This is a genomic window from Lysinibacillus sp. FSL M8-0134 (assembly GCF_038069745.1).
Classification (GTDB): Bacteria; Bacillota; Bacilli; order Bacillales_A; family Planococcaceae; genus Lysinibacillus; species Lysinibacillus irui.
The window spans coordinates 1,507,369-1,525,862 of the sequence record NZ_JBBPAJ010000001.1; the positions used below are offsets into that span (position 1 = coordinate 1,507,369).

Genomic DNA, 18,494 nt, shown 5'->3' on the forward strand with positions numbered 1-18,494 from the left:
ATGTGTAAAAACATAAAAATTTTAGCTGCGGTGCATTTTCTTATTATTTAGGTGGAAGGTGAACCGATATAAGATTATATATTGTTATGCCTAGAGATTTTTGAAACGCAGGTAATAGTTGGTATGTTGCTGAAAAACATACCAAGCAAATAAATATGCCTTATAATTGAGAAAGTAGAAGTGAAATTGGATGATATAGGGGTTTGGAGAAGTGGTGAGACGGTGGAATTAACATTAGAAGAATTAAATAAAACGATCATGGAAATGCGCGCAAAGGGGTACTTAACAGAGGCATTAAAACTAGCAGATCAAGGTCTTTTAATAGCTTTAGAGAACAATAATTATACGTATATATTGGATTTATACTTTCAAAAAATATTAGTTCATCATTCATTAGGCGATACCTTAAGTATGGTTAGCCTTATACATGATTATGAGGCCATTTGTCAAAAATATGGTTCTAGTAAAGATTTAATGCATTACCATTTAGTGATGTCATTAATCTATGACTTGGTTGACATACGTGAAAAAACAGTGGAGATGACGAAAAAAGCCATTGTCTACGCACAGGAGTTACAGGACCCGATTATGCTTGTTCGTTGTCATAATAATTTATGCTATTTAGAGGTAGAGAAGGGCTGTACGACAGAGGCACTTCAAGCAGGGCTATTGGCGAGGGAGTATAATAGGTCGTTAACGGAATCAATGCCTGATTTAGCAAAATTGCACGATATACGGATTAATAATAATTTAGCAGATGTTTATATTTTAGAAGGGGATTTTAAAACGGGGAAGGCATTGCTTGACGATTCATTAACGTCTGACATTATTGATCACCATAAGCGTGAAAAAGTAGCGGCTTTGTTTGGCTATGGTTTTTTATATGAAAAGCAACAAAAGCTTGATGAAGCAGTATCCTATTACAAACAGGCTATAGAACTTGCCAAATCCTATGGAGATAAGCCGAATACAAAAAAAGTAATGCGATTATTATTAAACGTATTGTATCAATTGGATTGGCGAGATGAAATCTTTGAATTACAGCGTGAATACATTGATCTCACAGAGAAAATGAGTGTTGCTAATTTACTACAACAAGTAATGAATTTGGAATTTAAGCGGCAGAAGGAAAAGCTGGAGAAAAAAGCCCACTATGATCCTTTAACAGGCGTATTAAATCGTCATTTTTTAGATTTTGAGCTACAGGAGTGGTTAAATACAGCCAAACTTACGCAATGCTATGTGTGCATTACTGTGCTAGATATTGATTATTTTAAACTATTCAATGACATGCATGGTCATTTGTTTGGCGATATGATTTTACAGCTATTAGCAAATGGTTTAGAGGAGTTTTTACAGGACGAAGATGTGAAAATAATTCGTTACGGTGGAGATGAATTTATCATTTGTATGAGACATCAACAAAAGGATTATATTAAATCACTTGTCAAAAATACACATGCTTTTTTACTTACATTGAAGCTGGAGCAAGAACAAGAAAGCTACCCTGTAAAGGTAAGTATGGGTGCTTGTATCAACGATCAGAAAAATTATCATTACAAGGAGCTTTTTGAACAGGCAGATAGCTGTTTATACCAGGCGAAAGCTAATGGCCGTGCCAGCTGTGTTTTTTACGAGCTATCATAGGCATACTCATTCCTATTCATTGTTGAATAGGAATTTTTATGTTGTTGTAGTAGTTGCTTTTGCACCAAAAGTGAAACAGAAGAGAAAAAAGATGCTCTCTAATAAAGGAGATGTTCGGAACTTTGCAAATGGCACAAATTTTTAAAGAGGAGCTCTTTAAACAAGCCTGAAAAAATGTAGAATGAAATTTACTGCGCCAATCATTTAAAAACGTTGTTCTAGCAACGTACAATATATGAAATTAAGAAACACGACAGCACAAATTTGTTGTATAATGTTGTGGTATGCGGAAAGAAAGCAGGTTGACAAAATGGAAAGCAAAATGATTAGTTACGCAATTATAGACACACGCAAACATCGGCTATGTGTTATGCGAAATATGCTTGATGTGAAACATAGGGTGAATAGATGAAAAACTGGTTGATTTTCATTTCTGTTTTTATTGTTTCGTTGTCACTTGTCATTAGCATTTTAGTACTCTGGAAAGCCGAGGCTCCATTCCGTTCAATTGAAGAGCAGGCTGAACAGCTGGCACTTGATGCCAAAGCCCTCGCAATTGTATCGGAGTCCTACACATATAATGGCAAACATTCGTATGTTACTGTGTTCGGGGTAGACGAATACGGTGATAAAAAAGCTGTCTTTGTTCCGACGAATCTGGACGAGGATTCCATTCAGGAAGTGTTATTAGAAGATGGTATTACGGAAAAGCAAGCATTATCGGTTTTTAAAAATGAAGGAAATGTCCAAAAAGTCCTCCATATGAAATTAGGCTATGAGGAGCCTGGCGCTGTTTGGGAAATTACATATCTAAACGACCATGATCAGCTCAACTATGTCTATATTTTGTTTAAGGATGGCGACTGGTGGAAGCGCATTACGAATTTATAAGAGGAGTAGATCCCGGATGAAAAATTTATTAGCAACACGTGTAAAAACTTTAACACCATCTTCAACATTAGCTATTACTGCAAAAGCAAAAGCATTGAAAGAGCAAGGTATTGATGTTATTGGTCTTGGGGCTGGTGAACCAGACTTTAATACACCTCAAAACATTTTAAATGCAGCCATTGATTCAATGGAAAAAGGGTATACAAAATATACACCTGCTGGCGGACTACCAGTTCTGAAAAAAGCGATTATTGATAAGCTTCAACGCGACAATAACCTTGCCTATCAACCAAACGAAGTAATTGTTGGTGTAGGGGCAAAGCATATTTTATATACGCTATTCCAAGTGATTTTAAACGAGGGCGATGAGGTTATTATTCCAATACCTTATTGGGTGTCTTATCCAGAACAAGTGAAATTAGCTGGCGGTGTACCTGTATATGTTGAAGGTACACGTGAACAAAGCTATAAAATTACAGCGGATCAACTAAGAGCGGCTGTGACTGATAAAACGAAAGCAGTTATTATCAATTCACCTAGCAATCCATCAGGCATGATTTATTCTCGTGAAGAGCTAGCAGAACTTGCTGCTGTTGCAGAAGAAAAAGATATTTTAATCGTGTCAGATGAAATTTATGAGAAGCTTGTATACAATGGTATTGAGCATTTTTCAATTGCACAACTTTCTGATGCAGTGAAAGCACGTACAATCGTTGTAAACGGTGTGGCAAAATCTCACTCTATGACAGGCTGGCGTATTGGGTATGCTGCAGGTGACGCAGACATTATTAAAGCAATGACTGACCTTGCATCACACTCAACATCTAATGCGACAACAACTGCACAATATGCAACTGTGGAGGCGTATAATGGACCACAGGACGCAGTAGAAGAAATGCGACAAGCATTTGAATCTCGTCTTGAGAAAATTTATCCACAGTTAAGTGCAATTCCTGGCTTCCATGTATTAAAACCACAGGGTGCATTCTACTTATTACCAGATGTAGCAGAAGCTATGGCTCATACTGGCTATGATTCAGTAGATGCATTTGCTGCGGATATTTTAACAGAAGCAAACGTAGCAGTGATTCCAGGCTCTGGCTTCGGCGCGCCAACTACAATGCGATTATCTTATGCTACATCTTTAGACTTATTAGAAGAGGCAGTCCGCCGTATTGATTCATTTGTTAAATCAAAATGGCAAGACTAATCCTTCTAGTCGACTTTGGAGGATTTCTATGAAAAAAATTATGATTAAAGATATGCCTCAGCATATCGGTGAAACAGTCAAAATTGGCGCTTGGTTAGCTAACAAACGTTCAAGCGGAAAAATCGCTTTCTTACAACTACGTGATGGCTCTGGCTTCGTGCAGGGCGTTGTAGTGAAAGAAGAAGTAGGCGAAGAAATTTTTGCAACGGCAAAAGGGATAACGCAAGAAACTTCTATGTATGTTATTGGTGAGGTTAAAGCAGACGAACGTTCAAGCTTTGGCTGTGAACTTGCTGTAACAGGAATTGAAGTACTACATGCAGCAACAGATTTCCCAATTACACCAAAAGAACATGGCCCAGAATTTTTAATGGATAACCGTCATTTATGGCTACGTTCTCGTAAACAGCATGCCATAATGAAAATTCGTAACGAAATTATTCGTGCAACATACGAATTTTTCAACAACAATGGTTTTACAAAAATGGATCCACCAATTTTAACAGGATCTTCGCCTGAAGGTACTTCAGAGCTATTCCATACTAAATATTTTGATGAAGATGCGTATCTATCTCAATCTGGTCAACTTTACATGGAAGCGGCTGCAATGGCATTAGGGAAAGTATTCTCATTCGGTCCAACATTCCGTGCTGAAAAATCTAAAACACGTCGTCATTTAATCGAGTTCTGGATGATCGAGCCGGAGATGGCATTCGTGGAATTTGAAGAGAATTTAGAAGTACAAGAGCAATATGTAGCGCATATCGTACAGTCTGTTCTGGCAAACTGCAAATTAGATTTAGAGCGATTAGGCCGTGATACATCGAAGCTTGAAAACATCCAAGCGCCATTCCCTCGTATTTCTTATGATGATGCTATTAAGCTTCTACACGAACAAGGCTTTGACGATATTGAGTGGGGCGATGATTTTGGTGCGCCACACGAAACAGCAATTGCCAATTCGTTTGACAAACCAGTATTTATTACGTGTTACCCTGTAGGTATTAAACCATTCTATATGCAACCACACCCAGACCGTGATGATGTTGTATTATGTGCTGATTTAATTGCACCAGAGGGTTACGGTGAAATTATTGGTGGTTCTGAGCGTATCCATGACTATGATTTATTAAAATCTCGCCTAGAGGAACATAACCTATCATTAGATGCCTATGCATGGTATTTAGAACTTCGTAAACAAGGTTCTGTTCCGCATTCAGGCTTCGGACTTGGATTAGAGCGAACTGTAGCATGGATTTCTGGCACAGAGCATATTCGTGAAACAATTCCATTCCCACGTTTACTGAACCGCTTATATCCATAAGCTAATCAATTTAAAAGTCGCGTAGTGAACTATCTACGCGGCTTTTCTACTTACTTAAAGAAGGAGTCTGGAGAAACATGAACGTAAATAATCATCGACTCCGTACATGGACTGAGCAGAGAATGATTCCAATTCCTCAGCTTTTTTTTCAGTTTTATAAGGAGTTAAATATGGAGGATGAGGAGGCGCTCCTTGTCATGCACTTACTAGCCTTTCATATGGAAGGGAATGATTTCCCAACACCTAATGATCTAAAGAATCGTCTCACGATGCCTGACAATGATATTACGAAGCATTTACAACGATTAATGCAAAAAGGCTTCCTCGAAATTACGAGAGATGTGGATACGAGTGGTCGTTTATATGAAAAATATTCTGTATATCCACTTTGGGAGCGAATTGTGCAGATAATCGATATGAAAGAGCAGCAAACGTCTGCAGCGACACTTCGTCAGGAAGAAGGAGAGATTTTTCGTCTATTTGAAGAGGAAATGGGACGCCTTTTATCTCCTTTAGAGCTTGAAAAAATAGGATGTTGGCTTGATGAGGACAAGCATAGTCCAGCACTCATTAAAGAGGCCCTAAAGGAGGCTGTTTTTGCTGGGAAGCTGAGTATTCGTTATATTGATCGCATTTTATTAGAGTGGAAAAAGAAAAATATAACGACACCTCAAGCTGCTCAAAAGCAAAGTGAGCAGTTCCGTGAGAAGCAGACATTTAACAGAGCACCAGCTCGAACAGTACAACAAGAATCAACACAATCGACCAATAAAGTACCATTTTACAATTGGTTAGAAGAAAGAGAATAGGGGGCATCCGGTTTGTTAACGAAAAAACAGTGGGAGCATTGTCTAGATGAAATGGATCGAATGTTTCCCGATGCACATTGTGAGCTTGTACATGACAATGCCTTTGAGCTGACTATTGCGACATTATTATCTGCCCAATGTACAGATGTACTAGTCAATAAGGTGACAAAAACATTATTTCAAAAATATAAAACGCCAGAAGATTACTTAGCTGTATCGTTAGAGGAATTGCAGCAGGATATTCGCTCTATTGGTCTCTATCGCAATAAAGCGAAGAATATTCAGGCTTTATGCCAACGTTTGTTGGATGAGTATGGTGGTGAAATACCTGCAACACGAGAAGCACTGGTAACATTGCCTGGTGTAGGACGAAAAACCGCCAATGTGGTGCTTTCAGTGGCCTTTGATATTCCAGCACTTGCAGTGGATACCCATGTCGAGCGTGTGTCCAAACGTCTTGGCCTATGTCGATGGAAAGATTCAGTACTAGAAGTAGAAGAAACGATTATGAAAAAAACGCCAATGGATAAATGGTCCAAAACACATCACCAGTTAATTTTCTTTGGGCGTTACCATTGTAAGGCTCAAAATCCAGGATGCCATACCTGTCCTTTACTCAGTGATTGTCGGGAAGGGCAAAAACGTTTGAAGAAGGGCTTGGTGAAGGAAGCATGAATAGTGAGGCCATCGCAAAAGATAAAGTAGATGCATGGTTTACCAAGTGGACAACTCTGCAATCGACGATCCATACAGCTCATGATACAAGAAGCGGCATGGCTAAGCAGTTAATGGAGGAAGCAATTGAGTTGTTTGAACAACTTGTACATGCTGCAGGGGATGAAGTGTTACCGATTAATGGCGTAGAACGACTAGCCTTTATCAAAGCGAAGCCTGGTCAATATGCATGTTATCGTCAGCTAGATGAGTTATTTAAGGAGACAAAAAAGCGGACAGCACGCTTGCGAATTCAAGCTAGTAAAAGCTAGGGTTATTGATAAGTGCAGGAAGTGGATAAAAGACATGAAGTGAAGGATAGAGCGAAAAAAGTGAAGGATAGCGCGTTAAATCTGACAGATAGCCTCTATATCCGCTCATATAAAAAACCGAGAAGCAGCATCATGTGCTTCTCGGTTTTTTCGTTTATTCTGTGCTTTGATCTTCTTCAGTTGGGTTGGTAGGTTCGGTTGGAGTCGTCGGCTGTAGATTGCCATCATTATTATTGCCAGGGTCTCCTCCGTTGCCATTATTACCTTGCCCATTACCATTATTATTATGGTTATTGCCATTACCATTATTGCCATTTTCACCATTGCCATTGTTATTACCATTGTCTTCTTGCCCAGGATCTATTGGTAAATCAATTTCTGGCTCATCTGGTTCTTTCGTTTCTAAATCTTCTTCAGACGTGCTTGTGATTTGGAAAGTAGTTGTACCAGGTTCACTACGTGTGCCGTCCATAATGGCTACGACAGAGATTGTGTAATTTCCATCCTCTAGCGTATTGCCAACGGTTAACCCTTTGCTCTCAGTTGTGCCTAGAGCAAACGTTTGACCGTCATCACGTGTAGCAGTGACTTCAAATGAAGTTGGTAATGGTTCGTCCGTTTCTGGATCTACGATAGCATCATGTTCCCAAGAAATATTAATGGACTGTGCTTCTAAATCTAAGCTTGCCGAAACATTATAAGGTGTTGATAATTCTGGTGCTTCATAGACAGTCGACACCTCTTTTGGTTCAGTTCCACGTACAAATAGCTCTGTTTGACGCAATTCACTAGGAGTGTAATCACTTGCTAATTTTAGTGGTTTAGAGCCTACTTCAATCGTTGCTTCTACAACCGAATTAGGTTTTTTAAAGCTTGCTGTTTCAACATTAGCTGAAATTTCTTGCATTATCGACTTAAATAAATTTTGTGGTAATCGACGTTCTTCCCATGTTGTAATTGGATCAAAATGTTTTTCATACCCACTCCATATCGCAATGGAATAGTTTGTTGTATAACCAGCAAACCATGAATCAGGCACACTTGTATTCGGTAAGTTATATTTATTGAAATCTTCTGCAGAGTAGTTTGTTGTACCTGTTTTACCTGCAATATCTAAGCCAGGTACATTGGCAGCAGTACCAGATGCATCTGGTTTATTGCCCACTACATCACGCAGCATATCCGTTACCATATAAGCAGTATAATCGCTCATAGCAACTTTAGATTCAGGTGTGTAGTTTTTAGATGTTTTGCCATCACGATAGACAATTTTTGAAATCGCATGTGGATCCGTGTAGACCCCGTTATTACCGAAAGCTGCATAAGAAGCTGCCATTTGGATAGGGGAGATTGTAATAGCTCCTCCACCAATTGCATCCGATTCATAAAGATCATCTGTTTTAATGCCTAAATTTCCTACAAATTCCTTGGCCTTTTCAGTGCCAACCTCTTGTAATGCTTTGACAGCAGGAACGTTTCGTGAAGCATATAAAGCTTTACGAGCAGTCATGGCACCCATATATCGGCCATCCCAGTTTGTGATAGTTTGTTTTGTACCTGTGTAATTCATTGGCTCATCGACAAGTGTTTGACCTGTAGACCAATTTAAATATTCGATAGCTGGACCATAGTCAACTAATGGTTTCATTGTAGAACCTGGTTGATTTTTTTTCAGGTCGTCTGCGTAGTTCCAGCCACGTTCAGCACCGTAATGGCGACCACCACCAACGGCTTGAATCGCACCCGTTTTTGTATCGATAACCGCAACACCAGACTGAATTTCTTCAGTAGGGAAATTACTGTCATCGTTCATGACATTTTCTACAACCTTTTGGGCATCTGGATCAAGTGTTGTGTAAACTTTAATCCCTTCTGCCATCGCCGTTCCATCGCCGTTTTCTTCCAATTCATTAATCACGACATCTAGGAAGGCATCATATTTGGAACCAGCAAATGATTGACGTGTTGCATCATCAGCAAGACCTGCTTGAACTTCCACTTTCTTTGCTTCTTCCATTTCAGCTTTAGTTATTTTTCCATGTTGATACATTAATCCTAAAACTGTGTTACGACGTTTTTTTGCAAGCTCAGGATTTTTTAATGGATTATAAGCATTAGGTCGTTGTACTAACCCTGCTAATAAGGCTTCTTCATCTAATGTTAAATCTTTTAATTCTTTCCCATAGAAATATTGTGCTGCTGTTCCGAAGCCATAAATACGACCTGACATGAGCATTTTATTGAAGTACATTTCAAAAATTTCTTCTTTTGAATATTTACGCTCTAACTGAAAGGCTAGCCATGCTTCCTGTGCTTTACGCTTTAATTTTTTCTCATTTTGTAAAAAAGAGTTTTTCACAACTTGCTGTGTTAGGGTAGATGCACCTTGAGCACCGAAGCCATCACGGAAGTTGGCAAGAATAGCACCACCTAAACGATAAAAATCCATCCCGTGATGCTCGAAAAAGCGTACATCTTCCGTTGCTAGAATAGCGTTAACCATATCTTCTGGTATATCTTCATATTTTATATATTTACGGTTTTCTGCACCGATTGTTGCGAATAGTTCACCGTTTTTATCGTAGAACTCTGAAGAAACAGGGTCCTTTAATAATTCCTCATCAAGCTCTGGTGCTGTGCTAGCATAGTAGGCAAATAACCCAGCTCCTCCTATGAAGCCTGCCACACCGATAGCTAAGATCGCTAAGAAAATACGTTTAAACCATGTCTTAGCGGATGAAGTTGGTTTATTCTTTTTCTTTTTATTTTTTTCAGCGAGAGCTTTTTGATGCTCTCCACGTGTTCGACGACGTTCAGTCATTCTTATTTCTCCTCACTTTCAAACCCGCAGCATTTCGCATCGATCAATCGTTGGATGATGGGCAAATAATCGATACGTGGATAATAAGTCGTGGGAATTTCATATGCCTCTTCTTCAATCATTGAAAAGGGTATCGATTTCCGACTGCCATTCTCCATTGCTTGCCAGGCCTTTTGTAAAACTTCATATGGCACAATAAAATAACGTTCAAAAGCAGAAAAGCGAACGATTATAAAAGCCACACCATTTTGTTCCGTCACTTGCTGCATATGGGTCATTTGATGCTCATGAATATTTTTTAAGGGGAAACTCGTTTTGGAAGCAGTTTCCTTTGCATCAAAATCAATATAATGCCCATTCCAAACACCATTGTAGTCGGTTGTGGAAGGTGTTCGAAAGTATGCTTCTCGAATAACAGCAGCACTTCTCGAAGGATACTCTACTTTGACGATTTGCACAGGAACAGGTTTCTTATGAATGATAGCAAGTCGCCTTTTTATATAATAGTCGTTTGCTTCATTAATTTCATCTTCTAGCGTCTTTCCACGATTACTAAAAGACAAATCTTTGTTTCTACTTTTTTTTTCTGTTTTCTGTACAGAAGCATTGGGGGTATACAATTTCCCGTTTGGATAACGAATTGTCATTAAGCTCACCCTTTACCATACTGCATTTCTAATCATTAGTTTACCATGTTTTTATAGCTATTCTCTACTTCCATTTATTATGTTGCCGCTACTAGAATAGTAGATAACGAAAGATAATGAAGAACAAATTGCGTCGAAAATTCGCCAGCTCCTTTATTACTCGAATCGTCAAAATAACTGATAAAATGAAACACGAAATCGGGTTGAAATCTTTTCACATTCAGACCCTTCATTCATGACGCTTTTTTAGGTTGAAGGTTCACTATTAAAAATTTATCGAAAATCTTCTTCTTTCAGCTAACTTACGCTTATTTTGTCACCCTTGAAGGTAATTCTATACATTCGAGGAATACTAAAGTTAAAGCAAAGGAGGCGTTATTTTGAACAAGTTAAAACAATTAGTTGCGCAGTTAGATCTGGTCAATCAATTACTTTTCACAAGAGTGTCCCTGGAAAACAATGCACAGAGTTTGCACTTTTTTATGCAGCTTAAAGCGGTTAGCCAGAAAGTAAGCTTAGCAGAAAAGAACTGGCAAGTAAAGAATGCTTGTTCGCCTACTAGTAGTGAAAAATGATAGACTTTGGTACACTTATCTCATAAGCAATTGAACTATCGCTATAGCATTAAAATTGATACAATTTTTACCACAAAAGTACGGTGAATGGTGTCAATGCAGTGATATTTCCGTAGTTGATTTGATGGACAAGACATACTCACCATATATATGCAATGACTACGAAATATATTTGCTTACGTGATTGATGAGAGATGAGGTGCAAAATTGTTAGTGATTCAGCAAACGGCCCAATTAATAGATGAATGTGAACATTGTGTATCAAGGTTCTGGCAAATGCGTGAAGAAGACCGGACGCCAGATTTTTTTCAAGAGGTGAAACCACACGCTGATAAAATTCACCAGCTGTTGAAGGAATGGCAGCAAGAAGCAAATAAATGGATTGAACAAAATCGACCGAAATATATGCATACTCAACAAATTGCTTCAGCGGTAGAATCGATGGAGCAATTTGTTGTGCAGTCTTTTTATAAAGAAACAAGTAAAAAACGTTTTTTAGATGCGATTCATTCTACCTCCTATACATTAAAAATCTTTGAACGATTGGTAAGGGAGGGAGAAACGGATGCTAACGAAGAAACGAACGATTAGTGAGCTTTTACAAGAGTGGAGATATGATGAAGAATTAAAAGAGCGTATTCTTCATTGGCAAACATTGGAGGGTCGACCTGCCAAATATGCACCTTTCCCGGAAAATTTACACCCTTCATTAGTGAAGGCATTGCAGGCAAGAGGCATTGAGCAACTTTACACCCATCAAAGAGAGGCTTTTGATTTGGCGCAGTGTGGTACATCGTTTACTGCGGTTACACCAACTGCATCTGGTAAATCGTATTGCTATCATCTACCAGTGTTGCAAAAAATATTGGAAGATCCAAACGCGCGTGCCATTTATTTATTTCCGACAAAGGCATTAGCGCAAGATCAAAAAAATGACCTAAATGACCTTATCGAGCTAAGTGGTGAGGAGATATTGAGTTATACGTATGATGGAGATACGGCTCCAGGCATTCGTCAAAAGGTTCGCAAGGCAGGGCACATTGTTATGACAAACCCTGATATGCTTCATTCAGGTATATTGCCACACCATACGAAATGGGTATCCCTCTTTGAAAATTTACAATATATCGTAATTGATGAGCTGCATACCTACAAAGGGGTATTTGGTTCACATGTGGCACATGTTATTCGTAGATTAAAGCGTATTTGTGAATTTTATGGCAGTAACCCTGTGTTCATTTGTACGTCTGCTACTATAAAAAATCCTAAGGAGCTTGCAGAGCTGCTGACGAATGAACCACATACGCTCATTGCTGATTCGGGTGCACCAGTTGGCAAAAAAACCTTCCTTTTTTACAACCCACCTATTATTCATAAAACGTTTGGGGTGCGTAGGAGTGCCGTTTTAGAGGTCAGTGATTTAGCTAAAAGACTTTATGTTGCTGGCATTCAATCGATCATTTTTGCTAAAAGTCGGGTGCGTGTTGAGATGATTGTGACCTATTTAAAGGAACTTACACGAAACAAGCTGCTTGATGAATCTGTGCGTGGTTATCGAGGGGGATACTTGCCATCTGAGCGCCGCGTCATTGAAAAAGGCCTGCGTGATGGCACAATCCAAACGGTAGTTAGCACTAATGCATTAGAATTAGGCGTGGATATCGGCCAATTACAAGCGTGTATTATGACCGGTTACCCGGGAAATATTGCGAGTGCTTGGCAACAAGCAGGACGTGCAGGAAGACGTCAGGATGAGGCATTGATTATTTATGTTGCCCAATCTTCCGCATTAGACCAGTATGTGGTGAATCATCCGTTGTTTTTACTAGGGAGTACGCCAGAGGAAGCGCGTATCTATCCAGAAAATATGTTGATTTTAATGGATCATTTAAAATGTGCGGCCTTCGAGCTACCTTTTTCAACAGGCGATATGTATGGAGAATATGACATCCAGGATTTATTGGATTATTTAGCGGAAGAAGGGGTTGTCTTTAAGACGAGTGATAAGTGGCATTGGATGAGTGACCGTTTCCCCGCGCACGATATAAGCTTGCGCTCAGCGTCCCAGGAAAATGTGGTCATAATTGATCTGTCCATTCCTGCCCAAACAAAGGTGATTGGTGAAATGGATCGTCATAGTGCGATGACCCTGTTACACGAAGAAGCTATATACCTGCATCAAGGTATTCAATTTCAAGTAGAGAAACTTGATTGGGAAGAAAAGAAAGCCTATGTCCGTGAAGTAGATGTAGATTATTATACAGATGCTAATTTAGCAGTTGAGATGAAGGTGCTAGAGGAGGATCGTAGTCGTCATTATGGAGGTGGTACGATTGGTTTTGGCGATGTTGGCTTAGTGGCACAGGCAACGATTTTCAAGAAAATCCGCTTCGGCACACATGACAATATCGGGTCTGGACCTATTCATCTACCGCCAGATGAAATGCATACAAGCTCGTCTTGGTTATCGTTCAACAAAGTAGATCAATGGTCCGAAGCAGAATTAACGGACGCGATGACTGGAGCAGCTTATGCGATGAATGCCTTTATTCCAATATTTATTCAGTGCGACAGTAGCGATGTAGCTGTCGTACCACAAGTAAAAGCTTCACATAATGAATTGCCAACATTTTTCATTTATGATAAGTATCCTGGTGGTATTGGTTTAAGTGAAAAGGTTTATGACTTATGGGAAGATCTTATAATCAAAACATTAGAGCATGTTTCAAGTTGTCCTTGTGAGTCTGGCTGTCCATCATGCATTGGTGCACAAGACAGTTTGCAAGAAGGGAAGAAGAGGGTAGTAGTACTACTTCGGCTATTAACTCAAAAGTAAAATATAGAAGGCTTAAGGGATGACAGTTCCCTAAGCCTTCTTCCATTTTTGTGCCGCCATGCTACGGGTTTTACTGGAGGAAAGAGTAAGAGAGGATGAGCAGAGCATATGAAAAAGAATCAGTTACATTATTTCTTTTACCCCATCATTTATTTTCTACTTAGAACAGGTTTTCAATATATTTCAAATGACGAAGTGAAATGGAAGGAAAGCTTATCCATTATGATTATTAGTATGATCGTGCTGCTCTTTGCCCTATTACTTTTTAATTGGTCTAAAACTTCCTATGATTGGAAAAAGGATAAGGATGTTTAGAATCACGAGCTAACTCCTACATATGTGTTTAGAGCAAAGAATATTTTGAATGAGCTAATGAATCGTGTTACTCTTGCTAGAGATGTCTTAACTATAAGCAGAAAATGAGTGAAATACATGTCTTACGAAAATAAAATACTCCAAATGAAAAAAATGCTTGGTAAAAAACCAGCGGCTCAACAAAAGGTGGAAGAACCCGCTTTTCAAAAGCCTGCAAAGCCAAGCTATACAGAGCAATGGCAAAAAGCAGGACTAACGGTTGTTGAAAATGACTTTGGCATTGTGTTTAAGCGTCAAGTACACTATCCATTTTCTTATCAGCATGGCCATTATCAGCTACGGTCATTTTTTGATGCCTTGAAAAAATGGCAAGGTGCCGATTTTCATCACCCTTATGCGCTTGATATAAATGAACCTGTATTATTTTTTGATACAGAAACAACCGGCTTAAAGGGTGTGGGAACGCATATTTTTCTGCTCGGTTTTTTAGAAATGGCAGAGGAAGGTTTTGAGTTGACCCAATATATTCTTGCTGACCCTGCACACGAGGCAGCTTTTTTGTTTGAATCTAAGCTATGGCAAAAAACAGCGACCGTTATTACCTATAATGGAAAAAGCTTTGATTGGCCACAGCTTGAAACACGTTGGACGCTTCACCAGAAAACGTTACCGAAATTACGATCACAACGACAAATAGATTTGTTGCATAGTTCGAAGCGTTTATGGAAAAATGATATGGAGCGCTTAAAATTAAAATCTGTGGAGGAAGAGAAACTTGGTTTTTCTCGAAAAGGAGATATTCCAGGTCATCTCGCACCTATTATTTATTTAGATGCTGTGAAAAGCGGCATACCAGATGCCCTTATGAAGGTTTTGCTTCATAACGAGTGGGATTTACTGTCCCTTATCACACTTTATAGTCATTCTACACATTTATTGTTTGAGGAAGACCATGAAGAATCCGCAAAAACCTTCACTAATATTGGGAAATGGTATGGTGATTTAAAAGAAAGCACCCAAAGTGTTAGGGTATTAGAAAAGGTGACAACTCAATTTGATGCACTAGAAGCAGGCCATGCTCAATATTATTTAGCCTTACAGCATAAAAAGAGTAAACGCTATAGTGAAGCCATTGACTCATTTGTGGCCTCTCTCCATTTTGTAGAAGCAAGAACAAAGTTACATGTCCTTGAGCAGCTAGCCATACTTTATGAGCATCAAATAAAAGATTATGAGCAGGCCCTTTACTATACGCATGAGGGCATACGTCTAATTCGAAATAATGAGCAATGGAGAGCAGAACAAAAACAAAAATGGGAAATTTCATGGGAAAAGCGATTGCACAGACTAGGAAATAAGAAATAATTTCCTGGGTAAGCGCAAGAATCGACAACTTTATCCTTACAATTGGTATTTTCAGACGATATAATGTGATGAAGTGTGCTATAATGTATTCGTGTATGTAGTGTGAGGAAGGGCGATGTGAATGGACATTAAATTAACGTCAAAAATGATCCTTGAAAAGGAATTTAAAAAGAATTTTAAAGGCTATAATGTAGAAGATGTAGATTCTTTTCTTGATGAAATTATTCAAGACTATGAAACGTTTGAAAAAGTGGTGGCCCAACTACGTGAAGAAAATAGACAATTAAAAGAGGAAATTGATAGTACACCAAAGAGACAACCAGTTGCTTCAGCAACAGCTGGTACAACTAACTTTGATATTTTAAAACGTCTATCTAATTTAGAAAAACATGTATTTGGTAGCAAGCTATACGAATAAATTTAGTCATTTATATTGTATTTAACATAAAACTCTAGTATAATCTTTCGTATCATCATGAAATTCTGGTAATCGCTGCGGCGCTAGACGTCGTAGAGGAAAGTCCATGCTCACACGGTTCTGAGATGGCCGTAGTGTTCGTGCTTACTGAAAAAATAAGGTAAGGCAGCTGTTCAGGCTGACGGCGGAAGGAAAACCTACGTCTTTGGATATGGTTGACACTTCCTGAAAGTGCCACAGTGACGAAGCTTGCTTGGAAACTTGCAAGGTGGAACGAGGTAAACCCCACGAGTGAGAAACCCAAATTATGGTAGGGGCACTCTCTAGAAGGAATTGAACGGATAGAGGGACAGAGTTTGCTCTGTAGATAGATGATTACCACCTGATCGTACGAGGCGCAAGCTGTTTGAGTACTCGGGAACAAAACATGGCTTATGGAATTTTTTGATGCTTATCTATGAATAACAAGCGCTCTCCAACTCGGTGGAGAGCTTTTATTTTGAGTTCATGAGGAAAAAGTAACCTTGTTAATCAAGTCTTGGTATGCGCGATACGTTTGAGAATAGCTAAATCAGTGCTCTCTCTATCGCTACCGCTTCTAAGTCACAATATCTAAACGGTTATCGTAACAATATAATGTATGTAGATCTTGAGTAGATAAATAAGTCGAGCCTCAGGTATCAATCCTAAAGGTGATAAGAATACGTACATCTTCTTTCCATTTCAGCCGGTGTCCTAAAATTTTGGAGTGGCGCTTTTCAAGGAAGCTTGAAAATCTAGATGCATTTTTATCTACGCGAAAGCGAAGCGTCAGCGAAAATTTACGCTGAGGCGTAATGGATTACATACCGATTGACGAAATGCCCTTCTTAGGGAGTATAGAGAGATAGGATGGAGCGGAAACATGAACGGAGTGAATAATTGGGAAAGTATGGATAAGTTGAATTTGATTTCAAAATATCCTACGACCTTAGTACTTAAAATCTTCGAAAATGTATCTGAAGGTATCATGATTACGGATGAATACAAAAAAATAGTAATGGTGAATCCCGCCTTTGAATTTGTGACAGGCTATACACGAGATGAAGTGGTTGGAAAAACGCCCGCCGTTTTGCAATCGGGTGTACATGAATTGCCTTTCTATTTAGAGATGTGGGAACAGATACGACAAGAAGGCATTTGGCAAGGTGAGATATGGAATCGACGTAAAACAGGAGATGTATATCCTGAATGGTTAACGATTGTAAGTGTAACCAACGATGAGGGGAAGGTTACAAATTACTGTGGTATTTTCACAGATTTGTCTGAAAGAAAAATAGTAGAACATGAATTAGAAAAGCGTTTACTTACGGATTCATTAACAGATGTATCCAATCGTTTTGCCTATATTGAAAGAATGGATAATCTCTTAGAATCGACTTCTGCTATTTCTCATTCAGTGCAGCACGCGGTTTATTTTTTAGATTTGGATCGCTTCAAACAAATTAATGATACATTAGGCCATGCTGTAGGAGATTCAATTTTAATAGAAGTAGCAAATCGTTTAAAAAAATTACTGAAAAACAAAGATATTATTGCAAGATATGGTGGGGATGAATTTGTCATCACCTTAACCAATGTGAAAAATGTCAAAGAAGCAGCAAAATTTGCTGAGCAAATCATTAGTAGTATAGAACAACCGATGATGTTAAATGGGCAGGAAGTATTTATTTCTACAAGTGTTGGGATTAGTGTTTATCCAGTAGACGGAAAAAACACAGAAGAACTGATTAATTGTGCAGATCGAGCCATGACTTATTCAAAAAAACATGAATTGAATGGCTATTCCTTTTATTTTGATGAACTACAAACTGATGCAAAACGAGTTTTATTGCTTGATTCAGAGTTAAGAAGAGCCATAGAAAATCGCGAATTTGAGCTGTATTTTCAACCAAAAATTTCGGTGGAAAATGAGGGGATTCAAGGTTTAGAGGCACTGGTACGTTGGAATAGCGAAAGGCTTGGCTTTGTATCACCAGCGGAGTTTATACCTTATGCTGAGGATACGGGATTAATCATTCCGTTAAGTGAGGTTATTTTAGAAAAAGCATGTGAATCAGTTATTCAAATGCAACAACAAGGTTGGAAAACACCTGTAGCCATTAATATATCGAGCATTCACTTTAAACAGCAGAATTTTTTAGATTCAATACAAACAATATTAGAACGCTATAATATGCCAGCAAACAATTTTGAAATAGAAGTAACGGAACGAACAGTTATGAATAATGCAAACGAAACTGTCAGTAAGTTAGTGCGCTTGAAACAATTAGGCTTTAAAATCTCGATCGACGATTTTGGGACGGGCTATTCGTCTTTAAGCTATTTAGTTCGTTTTCCATTAGATTGTTTAAAAATTGATCGTAGCTTTATTCAACATATTGGATCACTTGATGAGAAACAGGCAGTTGTAGATGCGATTATTCAAATGTCACATCGATTAAAAATGAAAGTTGTTGCTGAAGGTGTTGAACAGGCACAACAAGTGGATATACTACGTAAAATGAACTGTGATATTATTCAAGGCTATTATTACAGCAAACCATTACCATTAAATGAGCTCATTGAGTTTATGGAGTATTGGGAAATTGAGCATCAAGGAAGGAAATAA

General features: G+C 38.6%; 16 protein-coding genes and 1 other RNA gene. 15 read left to right on the forward strand and 2 right to left on the reverse strand.

Features of this window, described 5'->3' with window-relative positions:
* Nucleotides 1-222: 222 nt before the first annotated feature.
* From MKY49_RS07370 to MKY49_RS07400, 7 genes are all read left to right on the forward strand, one after another.
* Entirely contained in the window at nt 223-1,647 is a 1,425-nt protein-coding gene (locus tag MKY49_RS07370; RefSeq protein WP_341385877.1) for a tetratricopeptide repeat-containing diguanylate cyclase, read from the forward strand.
* A 408-nt stretch (nt 1,648-2,055) separates the two neighbouring features.
* Nucleotides 2,056-2,538: a cell wall elongation regulator TseB-like domain-containing protein gene (locus MKY49_RS07375; RefSeq protein WP_016994292.1), complete on the forward strand. Its 483-nt coding sequence runs from the start codon at nt 2,056-2,058 to the stop codon at nt 2,536-2,538.
* Between the two features lie 16 nt (nt 2,539-2,554).
* A complete protein-coding gene (locus MKY49_RS07380; protein WP_274796455.1) occupies nt 2,555-3,748 on the forward strand; it encodes a pyridoxal phosphate-dependent aminotransferase in 1,194 nt (397 codons plus the stop codon).
* 28 nt (nt 3,749-3,776) lie between these two features.
* On the forward strand, nt 3,777-5,072 hold the full coding sequence (gene asnS, locus MKY49_RS07385; protein ID WP_274796456.1) for an asparagine--tRNA ligase: 1,296 nt from the start codon (nt 3,777-3,779) through the stop codon (nt 5,070-5,072).
* A gap of 77 nt (nt 5,073-5,149) precedes the next feature.
* Nucleotides 5,150-5,881: a DnaD domain-containing protein gene (locus tag MKY49_RS07390; protein ID WP_312505528.1), complete on the forward strand. Its 732-nt coding sequence runs from the start codon at nt 5,150-5,152 to the stop codon at nt 5,879-5,881.
* A 12-nt stretch (nt 5,882-5,893) separates the two neighbouring features.
* Nucleotides 5,894-6,556 carry an endonuclease III gene (gene nth, locus MKY49_RS07395; RefSeq protein WP_274796458.1) on the forward strand — a complete coding sequence of 221 codons (663 nt, stop codon included), beginning with the start codon at nt 5,894-5,896 and terminating at the stop codon, nt 6,554-6,556.
* A complete protein-coding gene (locus tag MKY49_RS07400) occupies nt 6,553-6,867 on the forward strand; it encodes a YpoC family protein (protein WP_274796459.1) in 315 nt (104 codons plus the stop codon). Before nth ends, MKY49_RS07400 begins: the two co-directional genes overlap by 4 nt.
* Before the next feature lie 154 nt (nt 6,868-7,021).
* Here the strand turns inward: MKY49_RS07400 and MKY49_RS07405 are convergent, their stop codons facing one another.
* Both MKY49_RS07405 and recU read right to left on the reverse strand, forming a co-directional pair.
* Nucleotides 7,022-9,688 carry a PBP1A family penicillin-binding protein gene (locus tag MKY49_RS07405; protein WP_341385878.1) on the reverse strand — a complete coding sequence of 889 codons (2,667 nt, stop codon included), beginning with the start codon at nt 9,686-9,688 and terminating at the stop codon, nt 7,022-7,024.
* A 2-nt stretch (nt 9,689-9,690) separates the two neighbouring features.
* A complete protein-coding gene (recU, locus tag MKY49_RS07410) occupies nt 9,691-10,335 on the reverse strand; it encodes a Holliday junction resolvase RecU (protein WP_274796462.1) in 645 nt (214 codons plus the stop codon).
* Between the two features lie 380 nt (nt 10,336-10,715).
* On the opposite strand from recU, the gene MKY49_RS07415 reads away from it, so the two are divergent.
* From MKY49_RS07415 to MKY49_RS07450, 8 genes are all read left to right on the forward strand, one after another.
* Nucleotides 10,716-10,910 carry an endonuclease gene (locus tag MKY49_RS07415; RefSeq protein ID WP_274796463.1) on the forward strand — a complete coding sequence of 65 codons (195 nt, stop codon included), beginning with the start codon at nt 10,716-10,718 and terminating at the stop codon, nt 10,908-10,910.
* Nucleotides 10,911-11,123: 213 nt separating this feature from the next.
* Nucleotides 11,124-11,501, forward strand: coding sequence for a YppE family protein (locus MKY49_RS07420; protein ID WP_396631736.1), 378 nt, complete (start codon nt 11,124-11,126; stop codon nt 11,499-11,501).
* On the forward strand, nt 11,476-13,746 hold the full coding sequence (locus tag MKY49_RS07425; RefSeq protein ID WP_341385879.1) for a DEAD/DEAH box helicase: 2,271 nt from the start codon (nt 11,476-11,478) through the stop codon (nt 13,744-13,746). The genes MKY49_RS07420 and MKY49_RS07425 overlap by 26 nt, the downstream gene beginning before the upstream one ends.
* Before the next feature lie 108 nt (nt 13,747-13,854).
* On the forward strand, nt 13,855-14,061 hold the full coding sequence (locus tag MKY49_RS07430) for a hypothetical protein (RefSeq protein ID WP_341385880.1): 207 nt from the start codon (nt 13,855-13,857) through the stop codon (nt 14,059-14,061).
* Between the two features lie 117 nt (nt 14,062-14,178).
* The gene (locus MKY49_RS07435; protein WP_341385881.1) at nt 14,179-15,426 is read left to right on the forward strand and encodes a ribonuclease H-like domain-containing protein; all 1,248 of its coding nucleotides are present in this window, start codon (nt 14,179-14,181) and stop codon (nt 15,424-15,426) included.
* 121 nt (nt 15,427-15,547) lie between these two features.
* Entirely contained in the window at nt 15,548-15,844 is a 297-nt protein-coding gene (gpsB, locus tag MKY49_RS07440) for a cell division regulator GpsB (protein ID WP_274796467.1), read from the forward strand.
* Between the two features lie 60 nt (nt 15,845-15,904).
* An RNA gene (gene rnpB, locus MKY49_RS07445) (RNase P RNA component class B) lies at nt 15,905-16,284 on the forward strand.
* 464 nt (nt 16,285-16,748) lie between these two features.
* The gene (locus MKY49_RS07450) at nt 16,749-18,494 is read left to right on the forward strand and encodes a putative bifunctional diguanylate cyclase/phosphodiesterase (RefSeq protein ID WP_312505521.1); all 1,746 of its coding nucleotides are present in this window, start codon (nt 16,749-16,751) and stop codon (nt 18,492-18,494) included.

Excerpts from the sequence above, each read along its gene's own strand:
- MKY49_RS07375 (WP_016994292.1), top strand. The coding sequence starts at position 2,056 with ATGAAAAACTGGTTGATTTTCATTTCTGTTTTTATTGTTTCGTTGTCA.
- MKY49_RS07380 (WP_274796455.1), top strand. The coding sequence starts at position 2,555 with ATGAAAAATTTATTAGCAACACGTGTAAAAACTTTAACACCATCTTCA.
- asnS (WP_274796456.1), top strand. The coding sequence starts at position 3,777 with ATGAAAAAAATTATGATTAAAGATATGCCTCAGCATATCGGTGAAACA.
- MKY49_RS07390 (WP_312505528.1), top strand. The coding sequence starts at position 5,150 with ATGAACGTAAATAATCATCGACTCCGTACATGGACTGAGCAGAGAATG.
- MKY49_RS07400 (WP_274796459.1), top strand. The coding sequence starts at position 6,553 with ATGAATAGTGAGGCCATCGCAAAAGATAAAGTAGATGCATGGTTTACC.
- MKY49_RS07405 (WP_341385878.1), bottom strand. The coding sequence starts at position 9,688 with ATGACTGAACGTCGTCGAACACGTGGAGAGCATCAAAAAGCTCTCGCT.
- recU (WP_274796462.1), bottom strand. The coding sequence starts at position 10,335 with ATGACAATTCGTTATCCAAACGGGAAATTGTATACCCCCAATGCTTCT.
- MKY49_RS07425 (WP_341385879.1), top strand. The coding sequence starts at position 11,476 with ATGCTAACGAAGAAACGAACGATTAGTGAGCTTTTACAAGAGTGGAGA.
- MKY49_RS07430 (WP_341385880.1), top strand. The coding sequence starts at position 13,855 with ATGAAAAAGAATCAGTTACATTATTTCTTTTACCCCATCATTTATTTT.
- MKY49_RS07435 (WP_341385881.1), top strand. The coding sequence starts at position 14,179 with ATGTCTTACGAAAATAAAATACTCCAAATGAAAAAAATGCTTGGTAAA.
- gpsB (WP_274796467.1), top strand. The coding sequence starts at position 15,548 with ATGGACATTAAATTAACGTCAAAAATGATCCTTGAAAAGGAATTTAAA.
- MKY49_RS07450 (WP_312505521.1), top strand. The coding sequence starts at position 16,749 with ATGAACGGAGTGAATAATTGGGAAAGTATGGATAAGTTGAATTTGATT.